Origin of the sequence: Stella humosa (assembly GCF_006738645.1) — a bacterium.
Taxonomy (GTDB): domain Bacteria; phylum Pseudomonadota; class Alphaproteobacteria; order ATCC43930; family Allostellaceae; genus Allostella; species Allostella humosa.
On the sequence record NZ_AP019700.1, the window covers coordinates 260,001 to 285,032 of the forward strand.

Sequence of the window (25,032 nt, forward strand, 5' to 3'; positions counted from 1 at the left end):
TCTCCCCGCAACCAACGACATCACACGCCCGTCTCTCACAAGAGGCGGGCGTTGCGCTGTCTGGATCAGGACGGCGAGGGCCCGGCCTTTCGGCCAGCCCTCCACCAACCGCCCCACTGAGCCTCACTCGGCGACGCGGATCACCAGCTTGCCGAAGTTCCGCCCCTCGAGCAGGCCGAAGAAGGCCTCGGGCGCGGATTCCAGCCCGTCGACGATGTCCTCCCTGTAGCGGACCTGGCCGGATGCGATCCAGGCCGCCATCTCCTCGTAGAAAGCCGGCCGCTGATCGGCGAACTCGCGCTGGATGAAGCCGCGGATCAGCAGGCTACGGCTCAGGACCTCGCGCATGAAGCCCGGCAGGCGATCGGGTGCCGGCCGCGGGCCGGTGTCGTTGTACTGGGCGATGAGGCCGCAGACGGGGATGCGGGCGAACTTGTTGAGGAGCGGGAACACGGCGGCGAAGATGTCGCCGCCGACATTCTCGAAATAGACGTCGATGCCGCCGGGGCAGGCCGCGGCGAGCTGGGCCGCTATGTCCGGCGCACGGTGGTCGATCACCGCATCGAAGCCCAGTTCATTGCGTGCAAAGGCACATTTCTCGGGTCCGCCGGCGATACCGACGGCGCGCGCACCCTTGATCTTGGCAATCTGCCCCACCGCCGAGCCGACCGCGCCGCTCGCGGCGGCGACGACGACGGTCTCGCCGGGCTTGGGCTGGCCGATGGTGAGCAGGCCGGAATAGGCGGTGAAGCCCGGCATGCCCAGCACACCCAGCGCCGTCGATATGGGGGCCGCCGCCGGGTCGAGCTTGCGGAGGTGGTCGCCGCGCGCCACCGCGTAGCTCTGCCATCCGGAATGGGAAAGCACGATGTCGCCCTCGGCGAAGCCCGCATGGCGCGAGCGCACGACCCGGCCGACCGTTCCGCCCTCCATGACGTCGCCGATCGCGACCGGCTGGGCGTAGGACCGGGCGTTGCTCATTCGGCCCCGCATGTAGGGGTCGAGCGACAGATAGAGGATCTTCAGGAGGACCTCGCCCTCGCCGGGCTCGGCCACCGGCACCGTCTCGATCTTGAAGTTCTCCAACGCCGGCCGACCTTCCGGGCGGCTGGCGAGGAGAATGCGCTGGTTCATTTCGGAAGTCATCGGCGGTCTTTCTATCTATTTGATAGTGCGGCGAAAATAGCTTCGTAGCAGCAGGATAGCTGTCTTGCGGCCGGCGGCCAATCGTGCGGCCGCCTACGCGGCCGGGCTAGTCGCCCCGGTCGGCGGCCAGCGCGTGGCCGTGGGCGTGGCCGGCGAGTGCGTCGATGATCCGGCAGTCCGTCGTCTGGCCGGCATCGACCGCGGCGATCATGCGGTCCAACTCTCGTTCCAGGGCTGCCAGGCGCTCGATCCGGCTGCGCACCGTGGCTCGATGGCTGGCGGCCGCGGCGCGGATGTCGGCCGCCGGCTGGTCCGGCGCATCGGCCAGCCCGAGCAGATCCCGGATTTCCTCCAGTGGAAAGCCCAGCTCGCGGGCATGGCGGATGAAGCCCAGCCGATGCAGGTGGGCGGTGCCGTAGCGGCGCTGGTTGCCGGCGGATCGCAGCGCCGGCGGCAGCATGCCGGTCTGCTCGTACCAGCGGATCGTCTGCACCTTGCAGCCGGTCCGCTCGGCCAGCGTGCCGATCGGCATGTCCTCGACCGGCGGGTCGACACGGGCGAAATCCAGGGAAATCTGGGCGGTTGTCATCGGGCGAAACTATAGCGGCGGGCGGTCCGGGCGAAGCGCTATGGTGGCCGGCCAGCCCACCCGACCGCCCGGAGCCCGCCATGCTGTTCGCCCCGCCCCAGCGCATCGCCACCACCGTCTTTGCCCGCGTGCCCGACCGCCTGCGCCGGGCGCGGCGCACGGACTGGGCGGATGCCAACCGCGGCGGCCTGCATGCCGATTGCTTCCTGGAAGGGCCGTCCTTCGATCGCGACGGGAACCTGTGGGTGACCGACATCCCCAATGGCCGGATCCTGCGCGTGTCGCCGGCGGGCGAGTTCGAGCTGATCGCCGAATATGACGGCGAGCCGAACGGCCTGAAGATCGACCGCGACGGCCGTATCTTCCTGGCCGACTACAAGAACGGCATCCTGCGCCTCGATCCGCGGTCGGGCACCGTCGAGCCGGTCATGCCGCGCCGCCATTCCGAGCGTTTCCGCGGCCCCAACGACCTCGTCTTCGCCGGCAACGGCGATCTCTACTTCACCGACCAGGGCCAGACCGGCCTACACGACCCGACCGGCCGGGTCTATCGCCTGACCGCCGCCGGCCGGCTGGAATGCCTGACCGACCGGGTACCGAGCCCGAACGGCATCGCCCTTTCGCCGGACGAGAAGACCCTTTACATCGCGGTCACCCGGGCCAATGCCGTGTGGCGGATGCCGCTGATGCCGGACGGGTTCCCGTCCAAGGTCGGCAACTTCCTGCAGCTATCGGGCGGCGTCGGGCCGGACGGCATCGCCGTGCTGGCCTCGGGCGGGGTCGCCGTCTGCCATGTCGGGCTGGGGGCGGTGTGGCTCTTCGGCCCGACGGGCGAGCCGGAATGGCGGGTCGATAGCTGCGCCGGCCACGGCACCACCAACCTCGCCTTCGGCGGCGCCGACCGGCGGACGCTCTATGTCACGGAAAGCGAGAGCGGCCAGATCCTGAAGGCCGACCTGCCCGTCGCCGGCCTCGGCCTCTATTCGCACGCGTGACCGACGGCGCCGGTTAGGTCCGGACGATCAGCCCGAACGCGCGCCGGCGGCGGCCGCGCGTTCGAGCGTCGACCGCAGGTCGGCCAGCCGCACCGGCTTGGTCAGGTAGTCGTCGGCCCCCGCAGCCAGCGCCTCCGTCCGGTCCCGCTCCGACGCCAGCGCCGTCACGCAGATGATCGGCACGCGGGCCACCGCGGAGTCCAGCGCGCGGATGCGCCGGATCGCCTCCAGCCCGTCGATGCCGGGCAGGCTGACATCGACCAGCAGGGCCATCAGGCCCGCATCGCCAGCCGCGGCCTCGACGCCCTGCTCGCCGGTTGCGGCGATCTGCGGCACGAAGCCCAGGATGCGGGTCATCTCGGCCAGCAGTTCCTGGTTCACCTGGTCGTCCTCAATGATGAGGACCCGGCCGCGGGCGCTGGGCCGCGGCGTGGCCGGGCCGGGCGGCGTGCCGGTCGCCCGGGTGGCCGAACGCACCGGCAGCCGCAGCCGGAAGCATGCCCCGTGGCCGAGCCCGGCGCTCTCGGCCTCGACCGTGCCGCCCATGCGCTGGGCCAGGCCGCGTGCGATCGCCAGCCCCAGCCCGACCCCGCCATAGGACCGCGTCGAACTGCTGTCGGCCTGCGAGAAGCGGTCGAACAGCGCCCCCAGATTCTCCGCGGCGATCCCGATGCCGGTGTCGGACACGGTGAATTCGAGCGGGATCTGGCCGTCGCCATCCATGCTCCCGGCCGCGATCGCAATGGTGATCGTGCCCTCGCGCGTGAATTTCACCGCATTGCCGACGAGGTTGCCCAGGATCTGGCGCAGGCGGGCAGCATCGCCGATGACGGCCCGCGGCACGCCCGCGGCGACCTTGACCTCGGCCCGCACGCCCTTCTCGTCCATCGTCGGTCGGAACAGGTCGACGATGGACTGCACCTTGCCGACCGGGTCGAGCACGCCGAACTCCAGGCGGATCTCGCCCGCGTCGATGCGCGCGAAGTCGACGATGTCGGACAGGATGCGCAGCAGGCTCCAGCCCGAGCGGCGGATGGTCTCGATCCACTTGCGCTGCGTCGGGTCGCGTAGCTGCTGGTCGAGCAGGTCGATGTAACCCAGAACGGCTGTCAGCGGCGTGCGCAGCTCGTGGCTCATGTTGGCCAGGAACTCGTCCTTGGCGCCGTTGGCGCGCTCGGCGGCCTCGCGCGCCCGCACCAGCTCGCCCTCGAACCGCTCGCGCTGCGAGATGTCGCGCACGACGACGGTGTAGGGGCCGTCGGGCCGGCGGCCGGTCGCGATGGCGCAGATCTCGATCGGCTGGCCGGCCTTGGCCGCCAGGCGCGCGCGACCCTTGCCGCGGCCGATGTCGAGCAGGCGCGCGATGCCGGCAGGCTCGGTCACCTCGATCAGCGCATCGATATCCTGGTCGGCGCTGGCCTCGCCGTCGATCGTCAGCAGGCCCAGGAACTGCTGGTTGCAGCGCAGCACCCGGCCGTCCGGCGCCACCAGCGCGATGCCCTCGTCGACGCTGTCATAGATCGTGCGAAGCTCGGCCTCGCGCCGACGGATGGCGGCCAGCGCCTCACGCTCGATCGCCATGCGGCAGATGTCGAGGACGGCCTGGCGGGTGACCGGGATGAGGGGAACAAGCCGGTCGGGCCATGCCCGCGCGATGCCCCGGCTGCGCTCGATGCGCGGGCCGCCTTCGCTGGCGCCGGCCGCCTCCGGGTCGTCGCGCGCCTGCACCGCCACGGCCCAGGCCGGGCCGGAGTCGGAATAGGGGCGCGATGGGTCCGTGGCCCAGACGATGTCCTCGGCGATCTCGCCGCGCAGCAGCAGCACGATGCCGCCGCCGGCCACCGGCAGGTCGACGGCGACCGCGCCGCTGGCGATGTCGCGCACCGCCCCCAGGCCGGGGTCCAGGGCGGACAGGGATTCGGCCGTGAAGACCCCGCTGTCGCCGTCCGTCGCGGCCAGCGCCACGATGCGGTCCAGCATCGCGCGGCCGGGCAGGGTGCCGGCCGTGGCCTCTGTCTTCCCGGCCCGGATCAGCACGCCGGTCGCCTCGCCGACCTCGACCAGCATGCGCGCGAAATCCGCCAGCGCCCGGTCGCCGCCGTCCGCCTGCTCCAGGGCCTGTCCCGCCGCCCGCGCGATTGCCATCGTCCGGCCGGTGCGGGCGTTGGAATCGGCGATCTCCTCCAGCGCGGCCAAGGGGGCCGCGATCGACGTGGCCAGCAGCCGGCAGGCGGCCCGGCGCAGCGCCGACAGCGGTCGGGGCTGGTAGTGGTGGGCGGTGACCATGCCCCACAGGCTGCCGGCCACCTCGATCGCCATGGTCAGGCTGGCGCGCACGCCCAGGCGCGTCAGGTGGTCGGTGTGCTCGCGCGAGGTCGAGCGCAGGCCGGATGCGGACAGGTCGAGCGGCGACCAGCCGGTGCTGCGGCCAGCCAGGGTGACGATCGCCACGTCGGCTTCCCGGATGTCGGGGATCAGCCGGGCCCCGGCGCGCTGGTAGAGGGTACGGGCGACCGCCGGCAGGGCGTCGGCGCGTACGCGCAGCCCCAGGAACTGCCCGATCGCGGCCGGCGAGCGTTCCTCGGCCACGACATCCCGGTTCCAGTCGCGATCGAAGCGGAACAGCAGCACCCGGTCGTAGCCGGTGATGTCGTGGAAGACCTGGGCGATCTTGGCCATCATCACCGCCGGGTCGGCGATGTTGCGCAGCACCTCGATCCCGGCCTGGGTGCGGCACATCAGCTCGTAGGAATCGTCCGAGCTGTCGTCGGCCTGCTCCAGTTCGACGACGAGATGGTCGGGGGTGAGGAAGAACGTGATCGAATACCCGTGGCCGTCCGCGCCGGCCAGGCGCTCGCGTAGCAGCGTGCTGCCCGATGGGGCGGGCGCCGTCGCCCGGATCAGGGCCGCGATGGCGGGCGTCAGCACCGCGTCTATGGCCAGGCCGGCCAGTTCCGCCAGGGGGCGATGCAGCAGACGGGCGGCATTGGCCGAACAGCGCTCGAGCGTCAGGTCGGCGCGGCGGAAGGCGAGGAGGAAGCCGAACGACTGGATCGTCTCCGGCGCATGCAGCGCGGAAGCCGCCCGGGCCTGGTCGTTCATGGCGCGCTCGCCCCCGCGGCGGCCGAACGCGGCGGCCGCGGTTGCCCCCTTGCGGGTGGCGTTGCCAGGGAATGGATCGTCATGTGCGCGTGTCGGCCCCGTTCGCACGCGGCAGCCCGGCGCTGCGACCGGAAGCGCCGATTTCTGCCCCGATGGGCCGGTATTCTATGGCAGGGCCGCGGCTTTCGCCAAATGCGATGCCGCGGCCCGGCTCCCGTCACCCGACCCGTGTCACGCGACGCGGTCGCCCTTCTTGATCTCGACGGCCCGGTTGTCGACCCCGGGTAGCATCTGGCCCGGGTCGCGCGTCACCACCACGTCGATCACCGTCGGCCGGTCGTTCTCGGCGATGCCGGCCGCCAGCGCGCCGTCTACGGCGGCCGGGTCCTCGACCCGGATACCGCGGCAGCCCATCTGCTCGGCGATGGCGGCGTAGTTCATCTCCACCAGGTCGCTCGACTGGTAGCGGCGGCCGTACATGGCGTGCTGCAGCGCCTTCACGTAACCCGACGCGGCATTGTTCACGACCACCACGGTCAGGTTGGCGCCGCAGCGGCGCGCGGTCTCCAGCTCGCCCAGGCCCATGTTGAAGCCGCCATCGCCGGTGACGGCGACGACCGGCTTGCCTGGTGCTGCCAGCGCCGCACCCATGCCGCCCGGCAGGCCGTAGCCGATCGAGGCCAAGCCGCGGTCGGCGATGTAGTGCCGGCCGGCCGCCTTGGTGTCGTAGATCAGGCCCGTCCAATGGGCCGCGAAGCCGCCATCGGCGACGACGATGCTCTCGGCCGGCATGACGTTGTTCAGCCCCTGGCACAGGCGGGCCATGTTGATCGGCCTTTCGGTCGATTGCAGTCGCGGCGATGCCTCCTCGCGCCACTTGGCCATGCGCACGGGGATCTCGGCCAGATAGTCCTGGCGCTCGCGCCTCAGCCGGGCGGCGTCGTCCGCCAGTGCTGCCGTCAGGTCGTCGAGGCCGGCGGCGGCATCGCCCCACAGGGCGACGTGGGTGCGCTGGTGGCGGCCGATCTCCTCGGCGACGATGTCGAGGTGGATCATCGGCACGCCGGCCGGCATCAGCGCATAGCGCCGGGTCGCGATCTCGCCCAGCTTGCAGCCCACCACCAGCAGGCAGTCGGACGCGGCGATCAGGTCGTTGGCGATGCGCGAATAGCGCCCGAACAGGCCGACCGACAGCGGATGGGTGCAGGCGATCGAACCCTTGCCGCTCATGGTATGGGCGACGGGAATGCCGCAGCTCTCGGCCAGTCGCTGCAGGGCGGCCTGGCCGGCCGACAGGTGGACACCGCCGCCCACCAGCAGCAGCGGGCGCTTGGCGCGGGCCAGCAGGGCGACCGCGCGGGCGATCGCGTCCTGGGCGGGCCGGGTGCGGCGGGAGGGTGCCGTCAGGGTCTCTTCCGGGATGTAGAAGTCCTCGGCGGTGAAGTCGTGCTCGCCGTGGCACACGTCCTCGGGCACGTCCAGCAGCACCGGGCCGGGCCGGCCGGCGGTCGCCACGGCAAAGGCGCGGCGCATCATCTCGGGCAGGCGGCTCGTCAGCTCGACGCGGATCAGTTCCTTCACGGCCGGGCGCAGGATGTCCACCTGGCGGCATTCCTGGGTCATGTTCTTCCAGGAATGCGCGCGGTGCGAATCGCCGGCGATCGCCACCATCGGCGTGCCGGCATTCAGCGATTCGACCAGCCCGGTCACCAGGTTGGTGGCGCCGGGGCCGAGCGTGCCGTCGCAGACGCCGGGGCGGTTGGTCACCCGGGCATAGGCGTCGGCCGCGAACGCGCCGTTGCGCTCGTCGTTGATCAGGAAATGGCGCAGCCCAAGCTGGTGGAGCGCGTCATAGAAGGGCAGCAGCTGAAAGCCGCCCATGCCGAACATCGGGCCAACCTCGGCCAGTCGCAGCATTTCCGCCATCGCCCGGCCGCCATTCATGCGGCCCGCGGGCACGTTCGCGCCTTCGGTCATCGGTCGGGCTCAACCCTTCTGGTGCTGCGCGAGCACGCGCTCGCAGAATTCTGCCACGGTCATCTCGCGCTGGGCGCCGGCCGTGGCGGCGGCCTGGTTGGCGTAGGACAGGCGGCCCGTCTGCCAGGCCGAGCGGGCGTCACCGATGCGCGCGCTCATGTGGCTGACGGTCACGGCCGCGATGCCGCGCTGGTTCAGCGCCCGCAGGCGGCCGACGCCGGCATTGTCGATGCCGAGGCCGGCATCGTTGAAGACGGCGGCCAGCGCATCGGCCTTCAGCGCCAGCGTGGCATCGCCGCCCATCAGCCCGCCATGGGACCCGGTGACGACGATGTGGCCGGCATCCTCCGGCTGTACCAGGGACGCGGAATCGAGGCCCCAGACATTGGGCCCGGCGGCGTTGTCGCGCAGCAGGAAGCGGTTCTCGGCCGTGGCCGGCGGGGCGGTGTCGGGCGGCGACAGGGCGGCGACCAGCCGGGCGGCGGCGTCGCGCAGCTTGATGCCGGGAACGCAGCCAAGCTGGCGGGCCGGCGCATTGGCATGGCTGACGAGGCCGCGGTCGACCATGTCGCGCGCGTCGCCGATGCGGCAGGACGAGTGGTAAACGGCAGCCGCCGGCACGCCCAGCGCCTCCAGATAGGCGAGCCCGCCGATGCCGGCCTGGTCCAGGCCCACCCCGGCATCGTTGAACACGGCCGCCCGCACCTTCGCCTTGGCCGCCAGGTAGCCCGAATAGACGCCCCCGTGGGAGGCCGCGATCAGCACCAGCCCGACGCAGCGCTCGTCAGCCTGCGTGACGCTGTCCAGGGCAAAAATCGGTGATGTTTGGGTCTGCAGTTCCATCGATTTCTCCGCCCCCGGCGCCGACGATCCGGCTTGCCGACCGAGTGTCAATGGCTGATAAGTGGCCGAACGGCAAAGTGCAAGCGGGCGTTGCGCCGCCTGGCCGCGGACACGCTGCCTGCCGCAAGGAAGCAAGGGGGGGACATGCCGGCATCGCCAGCCGACCGGCCGGGGCAACCGCGCGTCAACGCCGCCACGGCGACCATCGCCAAGGCCAACGCTGACCGGGCGAACATCGACCGCTCCCGCGTCCTCGGCCACTACCGCACCATGGCGCGCATCCGCGCCTTCGAGGAGGCGGCCGACCAGGCGCTGAAGGACGGCCACATCAAGGGCGCGGTCCACCTGTCGATCGGGCAGGAAGGCGTGGCGTCGGGCGTCTGCGTCAACCTCGACCGCGGCGACTTCATCACCAGCAACCATCGCGGCCATGGCCATACCCTGGCAAAGGGCGCCGACATGACGGCAATGATGGCCGAGCTGTTCGCGCGCGCCACCGGCTATTGCCAGGGCAAGGGCGGCTCGATGCACATCGCCGACTTCCAGGTCGGCATGCTGGGGGCCAACGGCGTCGTCGGCGCCGGCATCCCGATCGCGGTCGGCGCGGCGCACGCCATGAAGCTGGCGGGCGATCGGCGCATCGTCGCCTGCTTCTTCGGCGATGGCGCCATCAACCGCGGGCCGTTCCTGGAGGGGCTGAACTGGGCCAAGGTCTTCGACCTGCCGGTCCTCTTCGTGTGCGAGGACAACGGCTTCGCGGCGACGACGCGGACCCGCGCGGTCACGGCCGGCCCGGGGCCGGGCGCGCGCGCGGAGAGCCTGGGCGTACCCTGCACGCCGGTCGACGGCAACGACGTGGTCGCGGTCGACGCGGTGACGGCCGACCTGGTGGCCCGGGTGCGCGGCGGCGGCGGGCCGCAGTTCCTGCACGCCACCACCTATCGCCTGCGCGGCCACACGGCGGCCGATGCGGCCACCTATCGCCCGGCGGCCGAGGTCGAGGAGCGCTGGGGCGACGATCCGATCCGCCGCTGCCGCGATCTGCTGGCCCTGCATGGGCTGAGTGCGGCCGAACTCGACCAGGTCCGCGCCGATGCGGTGGCGGAAGCCGCGGCCGCCGTGGCCGACGGGCTGGCCGCGCCCCATCCCGATCCATCCTATGCCTGGACCGATGTCCAGGATGTCGACATGGCGCCGGCCGGGGGGGGGCGATGACCGAGCTGACCTATCTCGACGCCGGCCGCACGGCGCTGGCCGAGGAGATGCGGCGCGACGGCCGCGTCTGGGCCCTGGGCGAGGATCTGGGCCGCGGCGGCGTCTTCGGCCAGTATCGCGGCCTGGTCGACGAGTTCGGCCCGGCGCGCATCGCCGACACGCCGATCTCGGAAGCGACGATCATGGGTGCGGCGGTGGGGGCGGCCCTGGTCGGCAGCCGGCCGGTGGTCGAGATGCGCTTCTCGGACTTCGCGCTCTGTGCCGTCGACGAACTGGTCAACCAGGCGGCCAAGGCCCGCTACATGTTCGGCGGCCAGGGCCGCGTACCGCTCGTCGTGCGCCAGCCGATCGGCATGTGGCGGTCTTCGGCCGCCCAGCATTCGCAGTCGCTGGAGGCCTGGTACGCCCACATCCCGGGTCTGGTCGTGGTGGCGCCCGCGACGCCGGCGGACAATTACGGCCTGCTGAAGTCGGCCATCCGCTGCGACGACCCGGTCGTCTACATGGAGCACAAGGACCTGTGGCCGGCGGTGGGCCATGTCCCTGTCGATGCGGAGGGCGGCTTGGTGCCGCTGGGGCACGGGCGCCTGGTGCAGGCCGGCAGCGACCTCACCATCGTCACCTGGTCGCGCATGGTCGATGTCGCCATGGCGGCCGCCGCGCTGCCGGACGTGCCGTCGATCGAGGTCATCGACCTGCGCACGCTGTGGCCGTGGGACCGCGCGATGGTGCTGGATTCGGTCGCCCGCACCGGCCGCTGCCTGGTCGTGCACGAGGCCGTGCAGGCCGGCGGCTTCGGCGGCGAGATCGCGGCCACCGTGGGCGAGGAGCTGTTCGGCCGCCTGAAGGCGCCGGTGCGCCGGCTGGGCGCGCCGCGCATTCCGGTCGCCTACGCGCCGGTGCTGGAGGAGACCAGCCGCATCACCGCGGCCCAGGTGGCGGACGCAGCCCGCCGGATGGTATGAACGGCTAATAAACCCGGGAGGAAGCAACCATGAATATGTCGCGCAGATGGCTCTTTGCCGCGGCCGGCGCCCTGGCCATGTCGGTCACCGCGGGTGCCGCCCTGGCCCAGTCCTACAAGGCCGAATACAAGCTCTCCACCGTCGTCGGCAAGCCGTTCCCCTGGGGAAATGCCGGCGAGCGCTGGGGCGACCTCGTGCGCGAGCGCACGCAGGGCCGCATCAACATCAAGATGTATCCCGGCACCAGCCTGGTCGGCGGCGACCAGACCAAGGAATTCACCGCACTGCGCCAGGGCACGATCGACATGGCGATCGGCTCGACCATCAACTGGTCGCCGCAGATCAAGGAACTGAACCTCTTCTCGATGCCGTTCCTGATGCCCGATCACAAGGCCATCGACGCCCTGACCCAGGGCCCGGTCGGCAAGAAGATCTTCGAGCTGCTGGCCGCGCGCGACGTGGAGCCGCTGGCCTGGGGCGAGAACGGCTTCCGCGAGGTCAGCAACTCCAAGCGCGCGATCCGCACGCCCGACGACATGAAGGGCCTGAAGCTGCGGGTCGTGGGCTCGCCGCTCTTCAACGACACCTTCTCGGCCCTGGGCGCCAACCCGACGCAGATGAGCTGGGCCGATGCCCAGCCGGCGCTGTCGACCGGCGCGGTCGACGGGCAGGAGAACCCGCTCACCATCTTCACCGTCGCCAAGCTGCACACCGTCGGCCAGAAGTACGTGACGCTGTGGGGCTATGTCGCCGACCCGCTGATCTTCGTCGTCAACAAGACGGTGTGGGCAAGCTGGACGCCGGCCGACCAGAAGATCGTGCGCGAGGCGGCCGAGCAGGCGGCCAAGGAAAACGTCGTGGCCGCCCGCAAGGGCATCGTTGCCGGCGACGACAGCGTCCTGAAGGAGATCGAGGGCCTGGGCGTCACCATCACCCGCCTGTCGGATGCCGAGTTCAAGGCGTTCCAGGCGGCGACCAAGCCCGTCTACGAGAAGTGGTCCAAGCAGATCGGCCCCGACCTGGTGAAGACGGCCGAAGAGTCGATCGCCAAGCGCTAGGTCGCCAAGCGCTAGTCCGATTCCCCCCGCGGCCATCCGGCCGCGGGGCCTTCTCCAGCAGGCCCGTTTCCCGAAGGCTACAGCCATGGCTGAGCAGCCCATCATCACCGGGCCGGTATCGGCCGACCCGCGCCAGAGCGCCGGCCGCCCGCGCGTGCCGATCCGCATCGAAGAGGCGCTGATGGCCGCGGCCATGGCGGCCATGTGCCTCATCACCTTCGGCAATGTCGCGGTCCGCTACCTCACCAACATCTCGTTCGCCTTCACCGAGGAATACTCGATCAGCCTCATGGTCATCATGACCCTGCTGGGGGCGGGCGTGGCGGTGGCGGGCGACCGGCACATCCGTATCGGCTATTTCGTCGAGCGCTTCCTGCCGCGTCGGCGGCGCGGGGTCGAGGTGCTGGTGCTGGCGATCGTGGCCGTCACCTTCGCCATCCTGGCCTGGCTCGGCTGGCGTATGACCTGGGACGACTATCGCTTCGAGGTCACTTCGCCCGGGCTGGGCGTGCCGCAATGGATCTACACCGTCTGGCTGCCGGTGCTGTCGGCGGCGGTCGCCGGCCGCGCCGTTGGCCGGGCCTGGCGCGTGGGGCGCGGCCGATGACCGCGGGCCTGCTGCTCTTCGGTGCCTTCGGGGCGATGCTGGTCCTGGGCACGCCGATCGCCGTGGCGCTCGGTCTGGCCGGGTTCCTTGCCATCTGGACGGCCGACCTCGGCGTCATGGCGATGCCGACCAACGTCTATACCGGCATCGCCAAGTATCCCCTGCTGGCGATCCCCATGTTCGTGCTGGCGGGCGCCATCTTCGACCGCTCCGGCGTGGCCGAGCGGCTGGTGCGCTTCGCGACCGCGCTGGTCGGCCGGGGTGCCGGCATGCTGGCGGTGGTCACGATCGTCGTCGCCATGTTCCTGGGCGGCATCTCGGGCTCTGGTCCGGCCAATGCCGCGGCCGTCGGCGGCGTCATGATCGGCGCAATGGGCCGGGCCGGCTACCCGCCCGCCTTCTCGGCCAGCGTCGTCGGTGCGGCGGCGGCGACCGACATCCTGATCCCGCCCTCGATCGCTTTCATCATCTATAGCGTGTTGGTGCCGAGCGCGACGGTGCCGGCCCTCTTCGCCGCTGGCATGATCCCCGGCGTCCTGGCCGGGCTGGCACTCATCATCCCCGTCGTCTGGATGTCGCGGCGGCACGGCTTCGGGACCCACGACGACGGCACCCCGCTGCCGCGCGTGTGGCAGAGCTTCAAGGAGGCGATCTGGGGCCTGATGGCGCCGGTGGTCATCCTGGGCGGCATGCGCAGCGGCTGGTTCACGCCGACCGAGGCCGCCGTGATGGCCGTTATCTATGGCCTCTTCGTCGGCATCGTCATCTATCGCAGCATCGCCTGGCGCGACATCTACGAGATGCTGGTGGAGGCGGCCGAGATCTCGGCCGTGATCCTGATCGTCGTGGCGCTGGCCAGCGTCTTCGCCTGGGCCGCCAACACGCTGGGCGTCATCGACCCGATCGTCAAATCCATCCTCGGCATGGGTATGGGGCAGTATGGGGTGCTGGTGCTGCTGATCGCCATGCTGGTGGTGATCGGCATGTTCCTGGACGGCGTCTCCACCTTCCTCATCCTGCTGCCGCTGCTGATCCCCATCGCCCAGCATTATGGCTGGGACCTGGTGTGGTTCGGCGTGCTGCTGACGATGAAGGTGGCGATCGGCCAGTTCACCCCGCCGATGGCGGTCAACCTGATGGTGTCCTGCCGCATCGCCCAGGTGCCGATCGAATCGACCGTGCGCTGGGTCGGCTGGATGATCGTCGCCATGTTCGTTGCGCTGGGCCTCGTCATCGCCTTCCCCGAGCTTGCCTTGTGGCTGCCCCGCGTGCTGGGCTACCTCTAGATTCCCCTCTCAGAAATCCCGCCCCGGAGAACCCCATGGCCGCCGCCAAGAAGGTCATCATCACCTGCGCCGTCACCGGCTCGATCCACACGCCGACCATGTCGCCGTACCTGCCGTTGACGCCGGACGAGATCGCGACCCAGGCGATCGAGGCGGCCGAGGCCGGCGCCAGCATCCTTCACCTCCATGCCCGCGACCCCAAGACCGGCAAGCCGACGCCCGACCCGGCGACGTTCATGGAGTTCCTGCCGCGCATCAAGCAGTCGACCGACGCGGTCATCAACATCACCACCGGCGGCGGCCACGGCATGTCGCTGCAGGAGCGGCTGGCGGCCGCCGTGCTGGCCCGGCCGGAGATGACCTCGCTCAACATGGGCTCGATGAATTTCGGCCTGTTCCCCATGCTCGACCGCCCGCGCGAGTGGAAGCATGACTGGGAGCCGCAGATGCTGGAAAACTCCCGCGACTTCATCTTCCGCAACACCTTCAAGGATATCGAATACATCCTGAAGGAGCTGGGCGAGGGTGCCGGCGTGAAGTTCGAGTACGAGTGCTATGACGTCGGCCACCTCTACAACCTGGCCCACTTCCTCGACCGCAAGCTGGTGACGCCGCCGCTCTTCGTGCAGACGATCTTCGGCATCCTGGGCGGCATCGGCGCCGACCCCGAGAACCTGATGCACATGAAGCGCACGGCCGACAAGCTGTTCGGCGACGACTATCGCTGGTCGGTGCTGGCGGCGGGCCGCCACCAGCTTCCCTTCACCACGATGGCCGCCGTGATGGGCGGCAACGTCCGCGTCGGGCTGGAGGACAGCCTCTATATCGGCAAGGGCCAACTGGCGAAGTCCAACGCCGAGCAGGTGCGCCGCATCCGCTCGATCATCGAGGCCCTGTCGCTCGAAGTGGCGACGCCCGAGGAAGCCCGGGCCGAGCTGGCGCTGAAGGGCGGCGACAAGGTGGCGTTCTAGTCGATAGCCGGGCGCGCGGGTCCCCGGCAGTTCGTGGAGGCGACCCTTACGGTCGTGCTGCCCGTCTTCGGCCTGCTGGCCGTGGGCTGGGCGGTCGCGCGCTTCGGCATCGTCGACGACCGCGGTGCCCGCGGCGTCGGCCAGGTGGTGCTGCACGTCCTGATCCCGGCCCTGCTGTTCCGCAGCCTGGCGACGGAACGCGGGCTGGGGCCGATGGAGCTGAAGGTGGCCGGGGCCTTCTTCCTCGGCTGCCTGTCGCTCTACGGCATCGGCATGCTGGTGGCGCGGCGCTTCTTCGCCGCCCGCCTCGACGGCCAGGCGTTCATGGGGATGAGCGTCACCTTCGGCAATACGGTGCAGATGGGCATCCCCCTGGTGCTGCTGGCCTATGGCCCCAAGGGCGAGGCGCCGCTGCTCGCCATCATCACCTTCCATTCGCTGATCCTGATCTCGCTGACGACGGTGCTGGTGGAGATCGGCCAGAATCGCGGGCGCGGGCCCATCGACACGCTGCGCCAGAGCGTGGTCGCCCTGCTGACCCATCCCATCATCCTGGCGATCCTGGCCGGCATCGTCTTCGGACTGACCGGGCTGAAGCTGCCGGAGGTGATCGACCGCTTCCTTCTCATGCTGGGCGCGGGCGCGGGGCCGATGGCGCTGCTGTCGCTGGGGGCGGGGCTGAACGGCATGCATATCGCGGGTGACCTGCGCGAAAGCCTGGTCGTCACGGCGATGAAGCTGGTGGCGCTGCCGCTGCTGGTGTGGCTGGCCGCCGACAAGGTCTTCGCCCTGCCGCCCCTGGAAGTGGCCGTCGCCACCGTGGCGGCCGCCATGCCGACCGGCGCCAACGTCTTCATCCTGGCCCGGCGCTATGACCTCTATCTGCGGCGCGCGGCCAGCGCCGTCCTCATCTCCACGGTCGGGTCGGTCGTGACGATCACGGTGATCCTCACCCTGTTGCGGGTCTGACGCTGGCGCGCGCGCGCAATCCAGGCCACTATCGTCGCCCAACGGACGACCCCGGCGGACGAACCGGCCATGGCCCGCAGCATCGACCCGGAAGACTACCAGCATGTGCCGCGTCCGGTGGCGGCGATGCCCAAGGATTTCCCGGCCGGCTTCCAGATTGCGGCCCATTCCCATCCGCGCGCGCAACTGATCCATGCCGTCGCCGGCTCGATGTGGGTCGAGGCCGATCCCGGCGCCTGGGCGGTGCCGCCGCGCTATGCCCTGTGGATCCCGGGCGGCATCCGCCACAGCGTGCGCATGGTGACGGCGGTGGCGATGCGCACGCTCTATATCGACACCGACCGCGTCGACCGGCTGCCGGCCGACTGCACGGTGATCGCGGTCTCGCCCCTGCTGCGCGAACTGATCGTGGCCGCGGCCGGCGAGCCGCTGGAATATGACGAGGCCGGCCGCGGCGGTCACGTCGTGGCCCTGTTGCTGGACGAGCTGCGCGCCTCGCCGGCCGCCCCCGTCCACCTGCCGATGCCGCGCGACCGCCGGCTGGTGCGCCTGGCCGACCAGCTTCTGGCCGACCCGGCCCGAGACGATACGCTGGAGGGCTGGGGCGCCGCCGTCGGCGCCAGCGCGCGCACGCTGGCCAGGCGCTTCCGCGAGGAGACGGGCATGAGCTTCGCCGAATGGCGCCAGCGTGCCCGCCTCGTGCTGGCGCTGGCCCGCCTGGCCGAGGGCGAGGCGGTCGGGTCGGTGGCGCTGGGCCTCGGCTATCGCAGCGCCAGCGCCTTCACCGCCATGTTCCGGCGCACCATCGGACACGCGCCGGCAACCTACCGTCCCGACCCTGCCATTTCCGGACCCCGCAATGGCCGAGCGTAACAAGCTGACCCAGGCCGCCCTGGAAGATCTGGGCGCCGCGCGGCTTGCCCGCGCTTTGCTGGACCATGCCGAGCAGGACGATGTCCTGCGCCGCAAGCTCCAGCTCCTCATGGTGGGGGCGGCCAGCCCGGCGCGCTTGGCCGATGACATCGCCAAGCGCCTCCAGGTGATGGCGCGCGGGCGATCGGCGATCGACGGCGAGAAGATCAAGGCGACCGCGCGCGAACTGGACGACCTGCGCCGGGCGATCGTCGACCAGTTGGCGCCGGCGCGGCTGGGCGACGCCCTCGATCGCCTTTGGCAGATGCTGGCGATGGCGCCGCGGATCCTCCATCGCATCGAGTTTGGCGGCAGCCGGATCGAGGCGGCCTTCGCCGCCGTGGTGGCCGACCTCGGCCGGCTGTCGGCCCAACAGCCCGATCGCGACCCCGAGGCGCTGGCCGAGCGGATCACACTGGCGCTGGATGCCGACCGCGGGCTCGTTACCGCCGACCTGATCGCCGCCATGGCCCCCGCCCTCGGCGCCGAGGGTCGCGCCGCCCTGCGTCGGCGCGGAATGGCAGCGCTTGCCCTGCTGCCCCGGCTGCAGGAGCGGGAGGACTGGGCCGTTCGCGGCCAGCGGATGGAACAGACCGCGCGGCTGCTGGCGCTGGCCGATGTCGAGGCCGACGCCGATGCCTATGCCGCCGCGGTCCGGGCGGGCGGTGTCGAGGCCTTCCATGCCTTCGAGGTTGCGCGCCGTCTTGCCGCCGCCGGGCGCCCTGCCGAGGCGCTCGACTGGCTCGATCGCTTCCCGGCGCGCGCGGCGCCCGACGCCGAGCTCGACCTGCGGCTGGCGACGCTGGAGGCGCTGGGCCGCCGCGACGAGGCCCAGGGCCTGCGCTGGCGGTTCTTCGAGCAATCGCTGTCGTCGCGCCACCTGCGCGACCACCTGAAGCATCTGCCCGATTTCGCCGACTTCGAGGCCGAGCAGCGGGCGTTGGACCATGTCGCGGCCTGTCCGCACGCCGACGCGGCACTGGCCTTCCTGGTCGAATGGCCCGATCTCGGCCGCGCCGCGCGACTGGTCGAAAGCCGCCTGGGCGAGTTTCGCTCGATGCCGGGCATGCAGCAGGCAGGCGCAGCGCTCGATTTCCGCCATCCGCTGGCGGCTCTGCGGCTGCGGCGCCGGCTGGTCGAGGATGTTCTGGAGCAGGGCCGGTCGGAGGTCTACGCCGATGCGGTGATCGCCCTGGTGGACGCCGGTTCTTCGGCGAAGCGGGCGGAGGCAGCCAGCCTGGAGACGCACCCGGCCTTCGTCGACCGGCTGCGCCAGCGCTTCGGGCGGAAGTACAAGTTCTGGCACCTCTACGACGAGACCCGGTAGAGCGGGGCGGCGGCAGGCCATGCAGCTTCGCCATCTCCGCTACTTCGTGGCGCTGGCCGACGAGCGCCATTTCGGTCGCGCGGCGGCCGCTTGCCACATCAGCCAGTCGACCCTGTCGGCCGCGCTCCGCCTGCTGGAGGAGGAGATCGGGGCACCGCTGGTCGAGCGCGACCAGCGCTTCAAGGGATTGACGGCCGAGGGGGGCGCCCTGCTCGACTGGGCGCGCCGCATCCTGGCCGAGCGGCGGCGGCTGGACCAGGAGGTGGCGGCGCTGCGCGAGGGCCTGTCGGGCGAGCTGGAACTGGGGGCGGTGCCGGCCGCCCTGCCCACGATCGGCCTGCTGACGACGGCGTTCCACCGCCGCTATCCGAACGTCCGGCTGACGGTGGTTTCGCGCACCTCGAACGAGATCCAGCGGGCGCTCGACGAATTCTCGCTCGATGCCGGCATCACCTATCTCGACAACGAGCCGCTGCACGGGGTGCGCGCCACCACGCTCTACGAGGAGCGCTATATCCTGCTGACCCCGGCCGATGGGCCGTTCGCCGCCCGCCGCAGCGTCCATTGGGCCGAGGCGGCGGACGCTTCGCTCTGCCTGCTGACGCCCGACATGCAGAACCGGCGCATCATCGACGGCATCTTCCGCGAGGTCGGCAAGACGCCGCGCGTCCTGGTCGAGACGAACTCGGTCATGACGCTCTGCTCCCACATCCGCACCGGGGCGTGGTCGAGCGTTTTCCCGCACAACTTCCTCTGGGTCTTCGGCACCCCGCCCGGCATGCTGGCCCTGCCGCTGGCTTCGCCCGTGCGCACCCACGCCATCGGCCTTGTGGTCCGGCGCGAGGAGCCGCTGTCGCCGCTGGTCCGGGCGCTGGAGGCGGTCGCGGCGGGCCTCGACATGGCCAGCCAGTTGGAGCCGATGGTGCCGCCCGCACTGTGATCGGTTTTTGCGATTGCAGGGGCGGGAAAACTCGTTGGCGCCGATTGACCGGCAGGGCCACTGTCACAGGCCTGGGAAGCAACTAAAGAGCGGGAAGACCGCCGATGGCCGGGCCTGCAGCCGCCAGTTCGAGCGACACATTCGACGCCGCCGTCGTGATCGAGATAGCCGAAGGGCTGCGCGGCCTCGACGGGCCGTTGCTGCCGATCCTTCATGCCGTCAACGACCGGCTGGGCCATGTCGACCAGCGCGCCGTGCCGCTGATCGCCGACATCCTCAACCTGTCGCGGGCCGAGGTGCATGGCGTCGTCGGCTTCTACCATGATTTCCGGCGCGCGCCGGCCGGCCGCCACCGCGTGCAGGTCTGCCGTGCCGAGGCCTGCCAGGCGATGGGGGGCGAGGCGCTGGCCAGCCGGTTGGAGCAGGTCTTCGGCGTCCCTTTCGGCCAGACCACGGTGGACGGGCGGGTGACGCTGGAGGCGGTCTACTGCCTGGGCAATTGCGCCCTGTCGCCGGCCGCGATGATCGACGGCGAGCCGGTAGGCCGGGCCACCGTCGCGCGCATCGTCGAAGGCGTGGCGCGATGATCCGGGTCTTCGTGCCGGGCGACGCCGCGGCGCTTTCGGTCGGCGCCGAGGCCGTTGCCGCCGCCATCGCCGCCGAGGCCGCGGCCCGCGGCATCGCCGTGACGTTCGTACGCACCGGCTCGCGCGGGCTTTTCTGGCTGGAGCCGCTGGTGGAGGTGGACCGGCCGGGCGGCCGCGTCGGCTACGGGCCGGTCACTGCCGCCGAGGTGCGCAGCCTGTTCGATGCCGGCTTCCTCGATGGCGGCGCCCATGCGCGCGCGCTGGGGCGGGTAGAGGACATCCCCTACCTGGCGCGCCAGCAGCGCGTGACCTTTGCCCGCTGCGGCATCGTCGACCCGGCGTCGCTCGCCGACTACGAGGCCCATGGCGGGTTGAAGGGCCTGCGCGCCGCGCTGGCCATGGACCCGGCCGCGATCGTTGCCGCGGTGACGGAATCGGGCCTGCGCGGCCGCGGCGGCGCCGGCTTCCCGACCGGCATCAAGTGGCGCACGGTGCTGGAGGCGGCGGGCCCGCGGAAATACATCGTCTGCAACGCCGACGAGGGCGACAGCGGCACCTATGCCGACCGCATGCTGCTGGAGGGCGACCCGTTCCTGCTGGTCGAGGGCATGGCGATCGCCGGCCTGGCGGTGGGCGCCGGGAAGGGCTTCGTCTACATCCGCTCCGAGTACCCCCACGCCTTCCGCCGCATGCAGGCGGCGATCGAGACGGCGCGCGCGGCCGGCCTGCTCGGCCCCGACATCCTGGGCAGCGGCCGGGCCTTCGAGATGGAGGCGCGCCTGGGGGCCGGCGCCTATATCTGCGGCGAGGAAACCTCGCTGCTGGAAAGCCTGGAGGGCCGGCGCGGGCAGATCCGCTTCAAGCCACCCCTGCCGGCGATCAGCGGCCTGTTCGGGCGGCCGACCGTCATCAACAACCTGATCACGCTGGCGACGGTGCCGGCGATCCTGGCCGATGGGGCTGCGGCCTATCGCGATGTCGGCACTGGGCGGTCGCGCGGCACCATGCCGATCCAGCTTGCCGGCAATGTCCGCCATGGCGGCCTGGTCGAGCGTGCCTTCGGGCTGACCTTGGGCGAGATCGTCGAGGAATTCGGCGGCGGCACGGCCACCGGCCGGCCGGTGCGCGCGGTGCAGGTGGGCGGGCCGCTCGGCGCCTACTGGCCGACCGACCTGTTCGACGTGCCGTTCGAGTACGAGGCTTTCGCCGCCCGCGGCGGCATGATCGGCCATGGCGGGATCGTCGTCTTCGACGACACCGTCGACCTTGCCCGCCAGGCGCGCTTCGCCTTCCAGTTCTGCGCCATCGAATCCTGCGGCAAGTGCACGCCCTGCCGCATCGGCGCGGTGCGCGGCGCCGAGACGATGGACAAGATCATCGCCGGCCAGGACCGCGACGCCAACCTGACGCTCGTGCGCGACCTGTGCGAGGTGATGCGCGACGGCTCGCTCTGCGCGCTGGGCGGGCTGACGCCGATGCCGGTCGTAAGCGCGCTCGACCATTTCCCGGAGGATTTCGACCGGCCCGCGCAGGCCTGCGCGGCCGATTGATGTTCCCCGTCTGATGCGAGGAGAAGGGACCATGTCCGTCGCCACCATCGAGGATGCCGGGACGCCCGCGCGCGCCGGTGCCGCCACCGTGACGCTGGAGATCGACGGCCGCGCGGTGCATGTGCCGGCCGGCACCTCGGTCATGCGGGCAGCCGCGCTGGCCGGCGTCCAGGTGCCCAAGCTCTGCGCCACGGATTCGCTGGAGCCCTTCGGGTCCTGCCGGCTCTGCCTGGTCGAGATCGATGGCCGGCGCGGCACGCCCGCCTCCTGTACCACGCCGGCCGAGCCCGGCATGCGGGTGACGACCCAGTCGGACCGGCTGGCCCGCCTGCGCCGCGGGGTGATGGAGCTCTATATCAGCGACCATCCGCTCGACTGCCTGACCTGCTCGGCCAATGGCGACTGCGAGCTGCAGGACATGGCAGGTGCCGTCGGCCTGCGCGAGGTGCGCTATGGCTATGACGGCGCCAACCACCTGGCCGCGGCCAAGGACGAGAGCAATCCCTACTTCACCTTCGATGCGTCCAAATGCATCGTCTGCTCGCGCTGCGTGCGGGCGTGCGAGGAGGTGCAGGGCACCTTCGCGCTGACCATCGGCGACCGCGGCTTTGCCTCGCACGTCTCGGCCGGCATGGACGAGGCCTTCCTCGATTCCGAATGCGTCTCCTGCGGCGCCTGCGTCCAGGCCTGCCCGACGGCGACCCTGACCGAGAAATCGGTCATCGACCACGGCCAGCCGAGCCGCAGCGTCGTCACCACCTGCGCCTATTGCGGCGTCGGCTGCTCGTTCGAGGCCGAGTTGCAGGGCAACCGCGTCGTGCGCATGACCCCGCACAAGGACGGCAAGGCGAACCACGGCCATTCCTGCGTCAAGGGCCGCTTCGCCTGGGGCTACGCCACCCACAAGGACCGGGTGACCAGGCCGATGATCCGGGCCGCCATCACCGATCCCTGGCGCGAGGTGTCGTGGGAGGAAGCGATCGGCCATGCCGCGTCCGAGTTCCGCCGCATCCAGGCCAAGCATGGCCGTGGCTCGGTCGGCGGTATCACCAGCTCGCGCTGCACCAACGAGGAAACTTTCCTCGTCCAGAAGCTGATCCGGGCGGCCTTCGGCAACAATAACGTCGATACCTGCGCGCGGGTCTGCCACTCGCCCACCGGCTACGGGCTGAAGACGACGTTCGGCACGTCTGCCGGCACGCAGGATTTCGATTCGGTGAACGACGCCGACGTCATCTTTGTCATCGGCGCCAACCCGACCGACGGCCATCCGGTCTTCGCGTCGCGCATGAAGCGGCGCCTGCGCGAGGGCGCGCGGCTGATCGTGGCCGACCCGCGTCGCATCGACCTCGTGCGCACGCCCCATGTCGCGGCCGAGCATCACCTGCAACTACGGCCCGGCACCAACGTCGCGCTTATCAATGCGCTGGGCCATGTGGTCGCGACCGAGGGGCTGATCGACGAGGCGTTCGTGGCCGAGCGCTGCGAGGCGGCCGACTTCGCGGTCTGGCTCGATTTCATCCGCCGGCCCGAGCATGCGCCCGAGGCGACCGAGGCGGTGACCGGCGTGCAGGCGGCCGAGGTGCGGGCGGCCGCGCGCCTCTATGCCACCGGCGGGCGGGCCGCGATCTATTACGGCCTGGGCGTGACCGAGCACAGCCAGGGCTCGACCATGGTCATGGGCATGGCCAACCTCGCCATGGCGACCGGCAATCTCGGCCGGCCGGGCGTGGGCGTGAACCCGCTGCGCGGGCAGAACAACGTCCAGGGCGCCTGCGACATGGGGTCGTTCCCGCACGAGCTGTCGGGCTATCGCCATGTCTCGGAGGATGCGACGCGGGCCCTGTTCCAGGCGGCCTGGGGTGTCGCGATCGATGCCGAGCCCGGCCTGCGCATCCCCAACATGCTGGATGCCGCGATCGAGGGCAGCTTCCTCGGCATCTATATCCAGGGCGAGGACATCGCCCAGTCGGACCCCAACACCAAGCATGTGACGGCGGCCCTGGCGGCGATGGAATGCGTCGTCGTGCAGGACATCTTCCTGAACGAGACGGCGGCCTATGCCCATGTCTTCCTGCCGGGCGCGTCCTTCCTGGAGAAGGACGGCACCTTCACCAATGCCGAGCGGCGGATCAGCCGGGTGCGCCGGGCGGTGCCGCCCCTCGCCGGCAAGGCCGACTGGGAGGTGACGATCGCCCTGGCGGCGGCGCTGGGCTACGACATGCCCTACAGGCACCCGTCCGAGATCATGGACGAGATCGCCCGCCTGACGCCGACCTTCGCCGGGGTCAGCTACGAGCGGCTCGACCGATTGGGCTCGATCCAGTGGCCCTGCAACGACAAGGCGCCCGAGGGCACGCCGATCATGCATGTCGGCGGCTTCTCGCGCGGGCGCGGACAGTTCGTGGTGACCGAGTACGTGCCGACCGACGAGCGCACCGGCCCACGCTTCCCGCTGCTGCTGACCACCGGCCGCATCCTCAGCCAGTACAATGTCGGCGCCCAGACCAGGCGCACCGCGAATTCGGCCTGGCACGCGGAGGACGTGCTGGAGATCCATCCCCACGATGCCGAGGATCGCGGCATCCGCGATGGCGACCGGGTGGCGCTCGCCAGCCGCGCCGGCGAGACGGCGCTGATCGCGCGCATCAGCGAGCGGATGCAACCGGGCGTCGTCTACACCACCTTCCATCACCCCGAGAGCGGTGCCAACGTCGTCACCACCGACTATTCCGACTGGGCCACGAACTGCCCCGAGTACAAGGTGACGGCGGTCGAGGTGCGGCCCACCAACCGCTGGTCGCAGTGGCAGGAAGAGAACGAGCGCTTCCGCGAGGTCGCCCACCGCGTCGGCGCGGGGCTGGAAGCGGCCGAGTGACGGACTCCGCCCGGCATCTTCCGGACCCGGATATCGGGCCGGCGTCGCCCGGCGGCGCCAGTCTTGTCGATGCCAGCCATGTCCGTTCGGTCGGCCCGGCCGGCTGGCGGGCGCTGCCGGTGGCGGAGGCGGTCGCGGCCGAGCAGGCGGTCGCGCTGTCCTATGGCGAGGAAACCCATGTCGTCATGATGGCGACGCCCGCCGACCTCGAGGACCTGGCCATCGGCTTCACCCTGGCCGAGGGCATCGTCGGCGATATCGGGGAAATCTCGGGCGTGCTGGTGGCCGACCTCGATGTCGGCATGCGCCTGGCGATCGGGATTCCGCCGGCCCGCGCCGCCCGGCTGGGCGAGCGCGCCCGCAACCTGCCGGGCCGCTCGGGCTGTGGCCTGTGCGGCATCGCCAGCATCGAGGCGGCGTTGCGCCACCTGCCGCCGGTGCCGGCCGGCCGGCCGGTGCGGGTGGCGGCCGTCATGGCGGCGGTGGCCGCATTGCCCGCGCAGCAGACGCTGAACCGCGCCACGGGCGCCGTGCATGCCGCCGCTTTCGCCGATCGCGAGGGCCGGCTGCTGGCGGTGCGCGAGGATGTCGGCCGGCACAACGCGCTCGACAAGCTGATCGGTGCGGCGGCGCGGGCCGGGCTGGATCCGGCTGACGGATTCCTGGTGCTGACCAGCCGCTGCAGCATGGAGATGGTGCAGAAGGCGGCCACGGCGGGATTCCCGATGCTGGTGGCGATCTCGGCGCCGACGGCGCTGGCGATCGCGCTGGCCGATGGCTGCGGCCTGACTCTGGCCGCGTTCGCGCGGCCGGACGGCTTCAATCTCTATGCCCATCCGGGGCGCGTCATCGTGCCCCCGGCCGGGGTGGAAGGCATCCCATGAGCCACGACACGATCGTCCGCATGGCCAACCAGATCGCGCGATTCTTTGCCAGCCGGGCCGAGCCCGAGGCGATCGCCGGCACCTGGGACCATATCGCCAAGTTCTGGGACCCGCGGATGCGGACGGCCCTGCTGGCCCACCTGGCCGCCGGGGGCGAGGGGTTGACGCCGATCGCGCGGGCCGCGGCCGAGCGGCTGCGGCAGAAGGCGACGGCACCGGCCGCCTGACACA

21 protein-coding genes and 1 tRNA gene (1 of these 22 cut by a window edge) are annotated in these 25,032 nt (G+C 71.1%); 17 read left to right on the forward strand and 5 right to left on the reverse strand.

Annotated elements, in window-relative coordinates; all coding sequences use genetic code 11:
* Positions 1–14: transfer RNA gene (locus tag STVA_RS01255), tRNA-Met, on the forward strand; it begins 63 nt to the left of the window's first position.
* 109 nt (positions 15–123) lie between these two features.
* Here STVA_RS01255 and STVA_RS01260 read toward each other — a convergent pair.
* Both STVA_RS01260 and STVA_RS01265 read right to left on the reverse strand, forming a co-directional pair.
* On the reverse strand, positions 124–1,146 hold the full coding sequence (locus tag STVA_RS01260) for an NADP-dependent oxidoreductase (RefSeq protein WP_123687653.1): 1,023 nt from the start codon (positions 1,144–1,146) through the stop codon (positions 124–126).
* 106 nt (positions 1,147–1,252) lie between these two features.
* Positions 1,253–1,735, reverse strand: a complete 483-nt coding sequence (locus STVA_RS01265) for a MerR family transcriptional regulator (RefSeq protein ID WP_245978107.1) — start codon at positions 1,733–1,735, stop codon at positions 1,253–1,255.
* An 80-nt stretch (positions 1,736–1,815) separates the two neighbouring features.
* Here STVA_RS01265 and STVA_RS01270 point away from each other — a divergent pair, with 80 nt between their 5' ends.
* Positions 1,816–2,730: an SMP-30/gluconolactonase/LRE family protein gene (locus STVA_RS01270; RefSeq protein WP_123687654.1), complete on the forward strand. Its 915-nt coding sequence runs from the start codon at positions 1,816–1,818 to the stop codon at positions 2,728–2,730.
* A 27-nt stretch (positions 2,731–2,757) separates the two neighbouring features.
* Here the strand turns inward: STVA_RS01270 and STVA_RS01275 are convergent, their stop codons facing one another.
* From STVA_RS01275 to STVA_RS01285, 3 genes are all read right to left on the reverse strand, one after another.
* Complete coding sequence (locus tag STVA_RS01275) at positions 2,758–5,832, reverse strand: ATP-binding protein (RefSeq protein ID WP_123687655.1); 3,075 nt, start codon at positions 5,830–5,832, stop codon at positions 2,758–2,760.
* A 231-nt stretch (positions 5,833–6,063) separates the two neighbouring features.
* Positions 6,064–7,809, reverse strand: a complete 1,746-nt coding sequence (locus tag STVA_RS01280) for a thiamine pyrophosphate-binding protein (protein ID WP_179955429.1) — start codon at positions 7,807–7,809, stop codon at positions 6,064–6,066.
* 9 nt (positions 7,810–7,818) lie between these two features.
* A complete protein-coding gene (locus STVA_RS01285) occupies positions 7,819–8,652 on the reverse strand; it encodes a hypothetical protein (protein ID WP_123687656.1) in 834 nt (277 codons plus the stop codon).
* 144 nt (positions 8,653–8,796) lie between these two features.
* Here STVA_RS01285 and STVA_RS01290 point away from each other — a divergent pair, with 144 nt between their 5' ends.
* From STVA_RS01290 to STVA_RS01360, 15 genes are all read left to right on the forward strand, one after another.
* Complete coding sequence (locus tag STVA_RS01290) at positions 8,797–9,867, forward strand: thiamine pyrophosphate-dependent dehydrogenase E1 component subunit alpha (RefSeq protein ID WP_245978108.1); 1,071 nt, start codon at positions 8,797–8,799, stop codon at positions 9,865–9,867.
* Positions 9,864–10,832 (forward strand): alpha-ketoacid dehydrogenase subunit beta, encoded by a 969-nt coding sequence (locus tag STVA_RS01295; protein WP_123687657.1) that lies wholly within the window; start codon positions 9,864–9,866, stop codon positions 10,830–10,832. The genes STVA_RS01290 and STVA_RS01295 overlap by 4 nt, the downstream gene beginning before the upstream one ends.
* A gap of 35 nt (positions 10,833–10,867) precedes the next feature.
* Positions 10,868–11,890: a DctP family TRAP transporter solute-binding subunit gene (locus STVA_RS01300; RefSeq protein WP_123687707.1), complete on the forward strand. Its 1,023-nt coding sequence runs from the start codon at positions 10,868–10,870 to the stop codon at positions 11,888–11,890.
* Positions 11,891–11,975: 85 nt separating this feature from the next.
* Positions 11,976–12,497: a TRAP transporter small permease gene (locus STVA_RS01305; protein ID WP_123687658.1), complete on the forward strand. Its 522-nt coding sequence runs from the start codon at positions 11,976–11,978 to the stop codon at positions 12,495–12,497.
* Positions 12,494–13,783, forward strand: coding sequence for a TRAP transporter large permease (locus STVA_RS01310; protein WP_123687659.1), 1,290 nt, complete (start codon positions 12,494–12,496; stop codon positions 13,781–13,783). The genes STVA_RS01305 and STVA_RS01310 overlap by 4 nt, the downstream gene beginning before the upstream one ends.
* A 35-nt stretch (positions 13,784–13,818) precedes the next feature.
* The gene (gene kce, locus STVA_RS01315) at positions 13,819–14,754 is read left to right on the forward strand and encodes a 3,5-dioxohexanoate:acetyl-CoA acetone transferase (protein WP_123687660.1); all 936 of its coding nucleotides are present in this window, start codon (positions 13,819–13,821) and stop codon (positions 14,752–14,754) included.
* A 33-nt stretch (positions 14,755–14,787) separates the two neighbouring features.
* Positions 14,788–15,723, forward strand: coding sequence for an AEC family transporter (locus tag STVA_RS01320; RefSeq protein ID WP_123687661.1), 936 nt, complete (start codon positions 14,788–14,790; stop codon positions 15,721–15,723).
* A gap of 69 nt (positions 15,724–15,792) precedes the next feature.
* Positions 15,793–16,596 carry an AraC family transcriptional regulator gene (locus tag STVA_RS01325; protein WP_123687662.1) on the forward strand — a complete coding sequence of 268 codons (804 nt, stop codon included), beginning with the start codon at positions 15,793–15,795 and terminating at the stop codon, positions 16,594–16,596.
* Positions 16,583–17,962 (forward strand): DUF6880 family protein, encoded by a 1,380-nt coding sequence (locus STVA_RS01330; RefSeq protein WP_123687663.1) that lies wholly within the window; start codon positions 16,583–16,585, stop codon positions 17,960–17,962. The genes STVA_RS01325 and STVA_RS01330 overlap by 14 nt, the downstream gene beginning before the upstream one ends.
* Before the next feature lie 19 nt (positions 17,963–17,981).
* Positions 17,982–18,902: a LysR family transcriptional regulator gene (locus STVA_RS01335; RefSeq protein ID WP_123687664.1), complete on the forward strand. Its 921-nt coding sequence runs from the start codon at positions 17,982–17,984 to the stop codon at positions 18,900–18,902.
* A gap of 104 nt (positions 18,903–19,006) precedes the next feature.
* Positions 19,007–19,489, forward strand: coding sequence for a formate dehydrogenase subunit gamma (locus STVA_RS01340; protein WP_123687665.1), 483 nt, complete (start codon positions 19,007–19,009; stop codon positions 19,487–19,489).
* Positions 19,486–21,039, forward strand: a complete 1,554-nt coding sequence (locus STVA_RS01345; protein WP_123687666.1) for a formate dehydrogenase beta subunit — start codon at positions 19,486–19,488, stop codon at positions 21,037–21,039. The genes STVA_RS01340 and STVA_RS01345 overlap by 4 nt, the downstream gene beginning before the upstream one ends.
* A 31-nt stretch (positions 21,040–21,070) precedes the next feature.
* Positions 21,071–23,917 (forward strand): formate dehydrogenase subunit alpha, encoded by a 2,847-nt coding sequence (gene fdhF, locus STVA_RS01350; RefSeq protein ID WP_123687667.1) that lies wholly within the window; start codon positions 21,071–21,073, stop codon positions 23,915–23,917.
* Entirely contained in the window at positions 23,914–24,801 is an 888-nt protein-coding gene (gene fdhD, locus STVA_RS01355) for a formate dehydrogenase accessory sulfurtransferase FdhD (protein ID WP_245978109.1), read from the forward strand. Before fdhF ends, fdhD begins: the two co-directional genes overlap by 4 nt.
* Positions 24,798–25,028 carry a formate dehydrogenase subunit delta gene (locus STVA_RS01360; protein WP_123687668.1) on the forward strand — a complete coding sequence of 77 codons (231 nt, stop codon included), beginning with the start codon at positions 24,798–24,800 and terminating at the stop codon, positions 25,026–25,028. Before fdhD ends, STVA_RS01360 begins: the two co-directional genes overlap by 4 nt.
* Positions 25,029–25,032 lie beyond the last annotated feature (4 nt).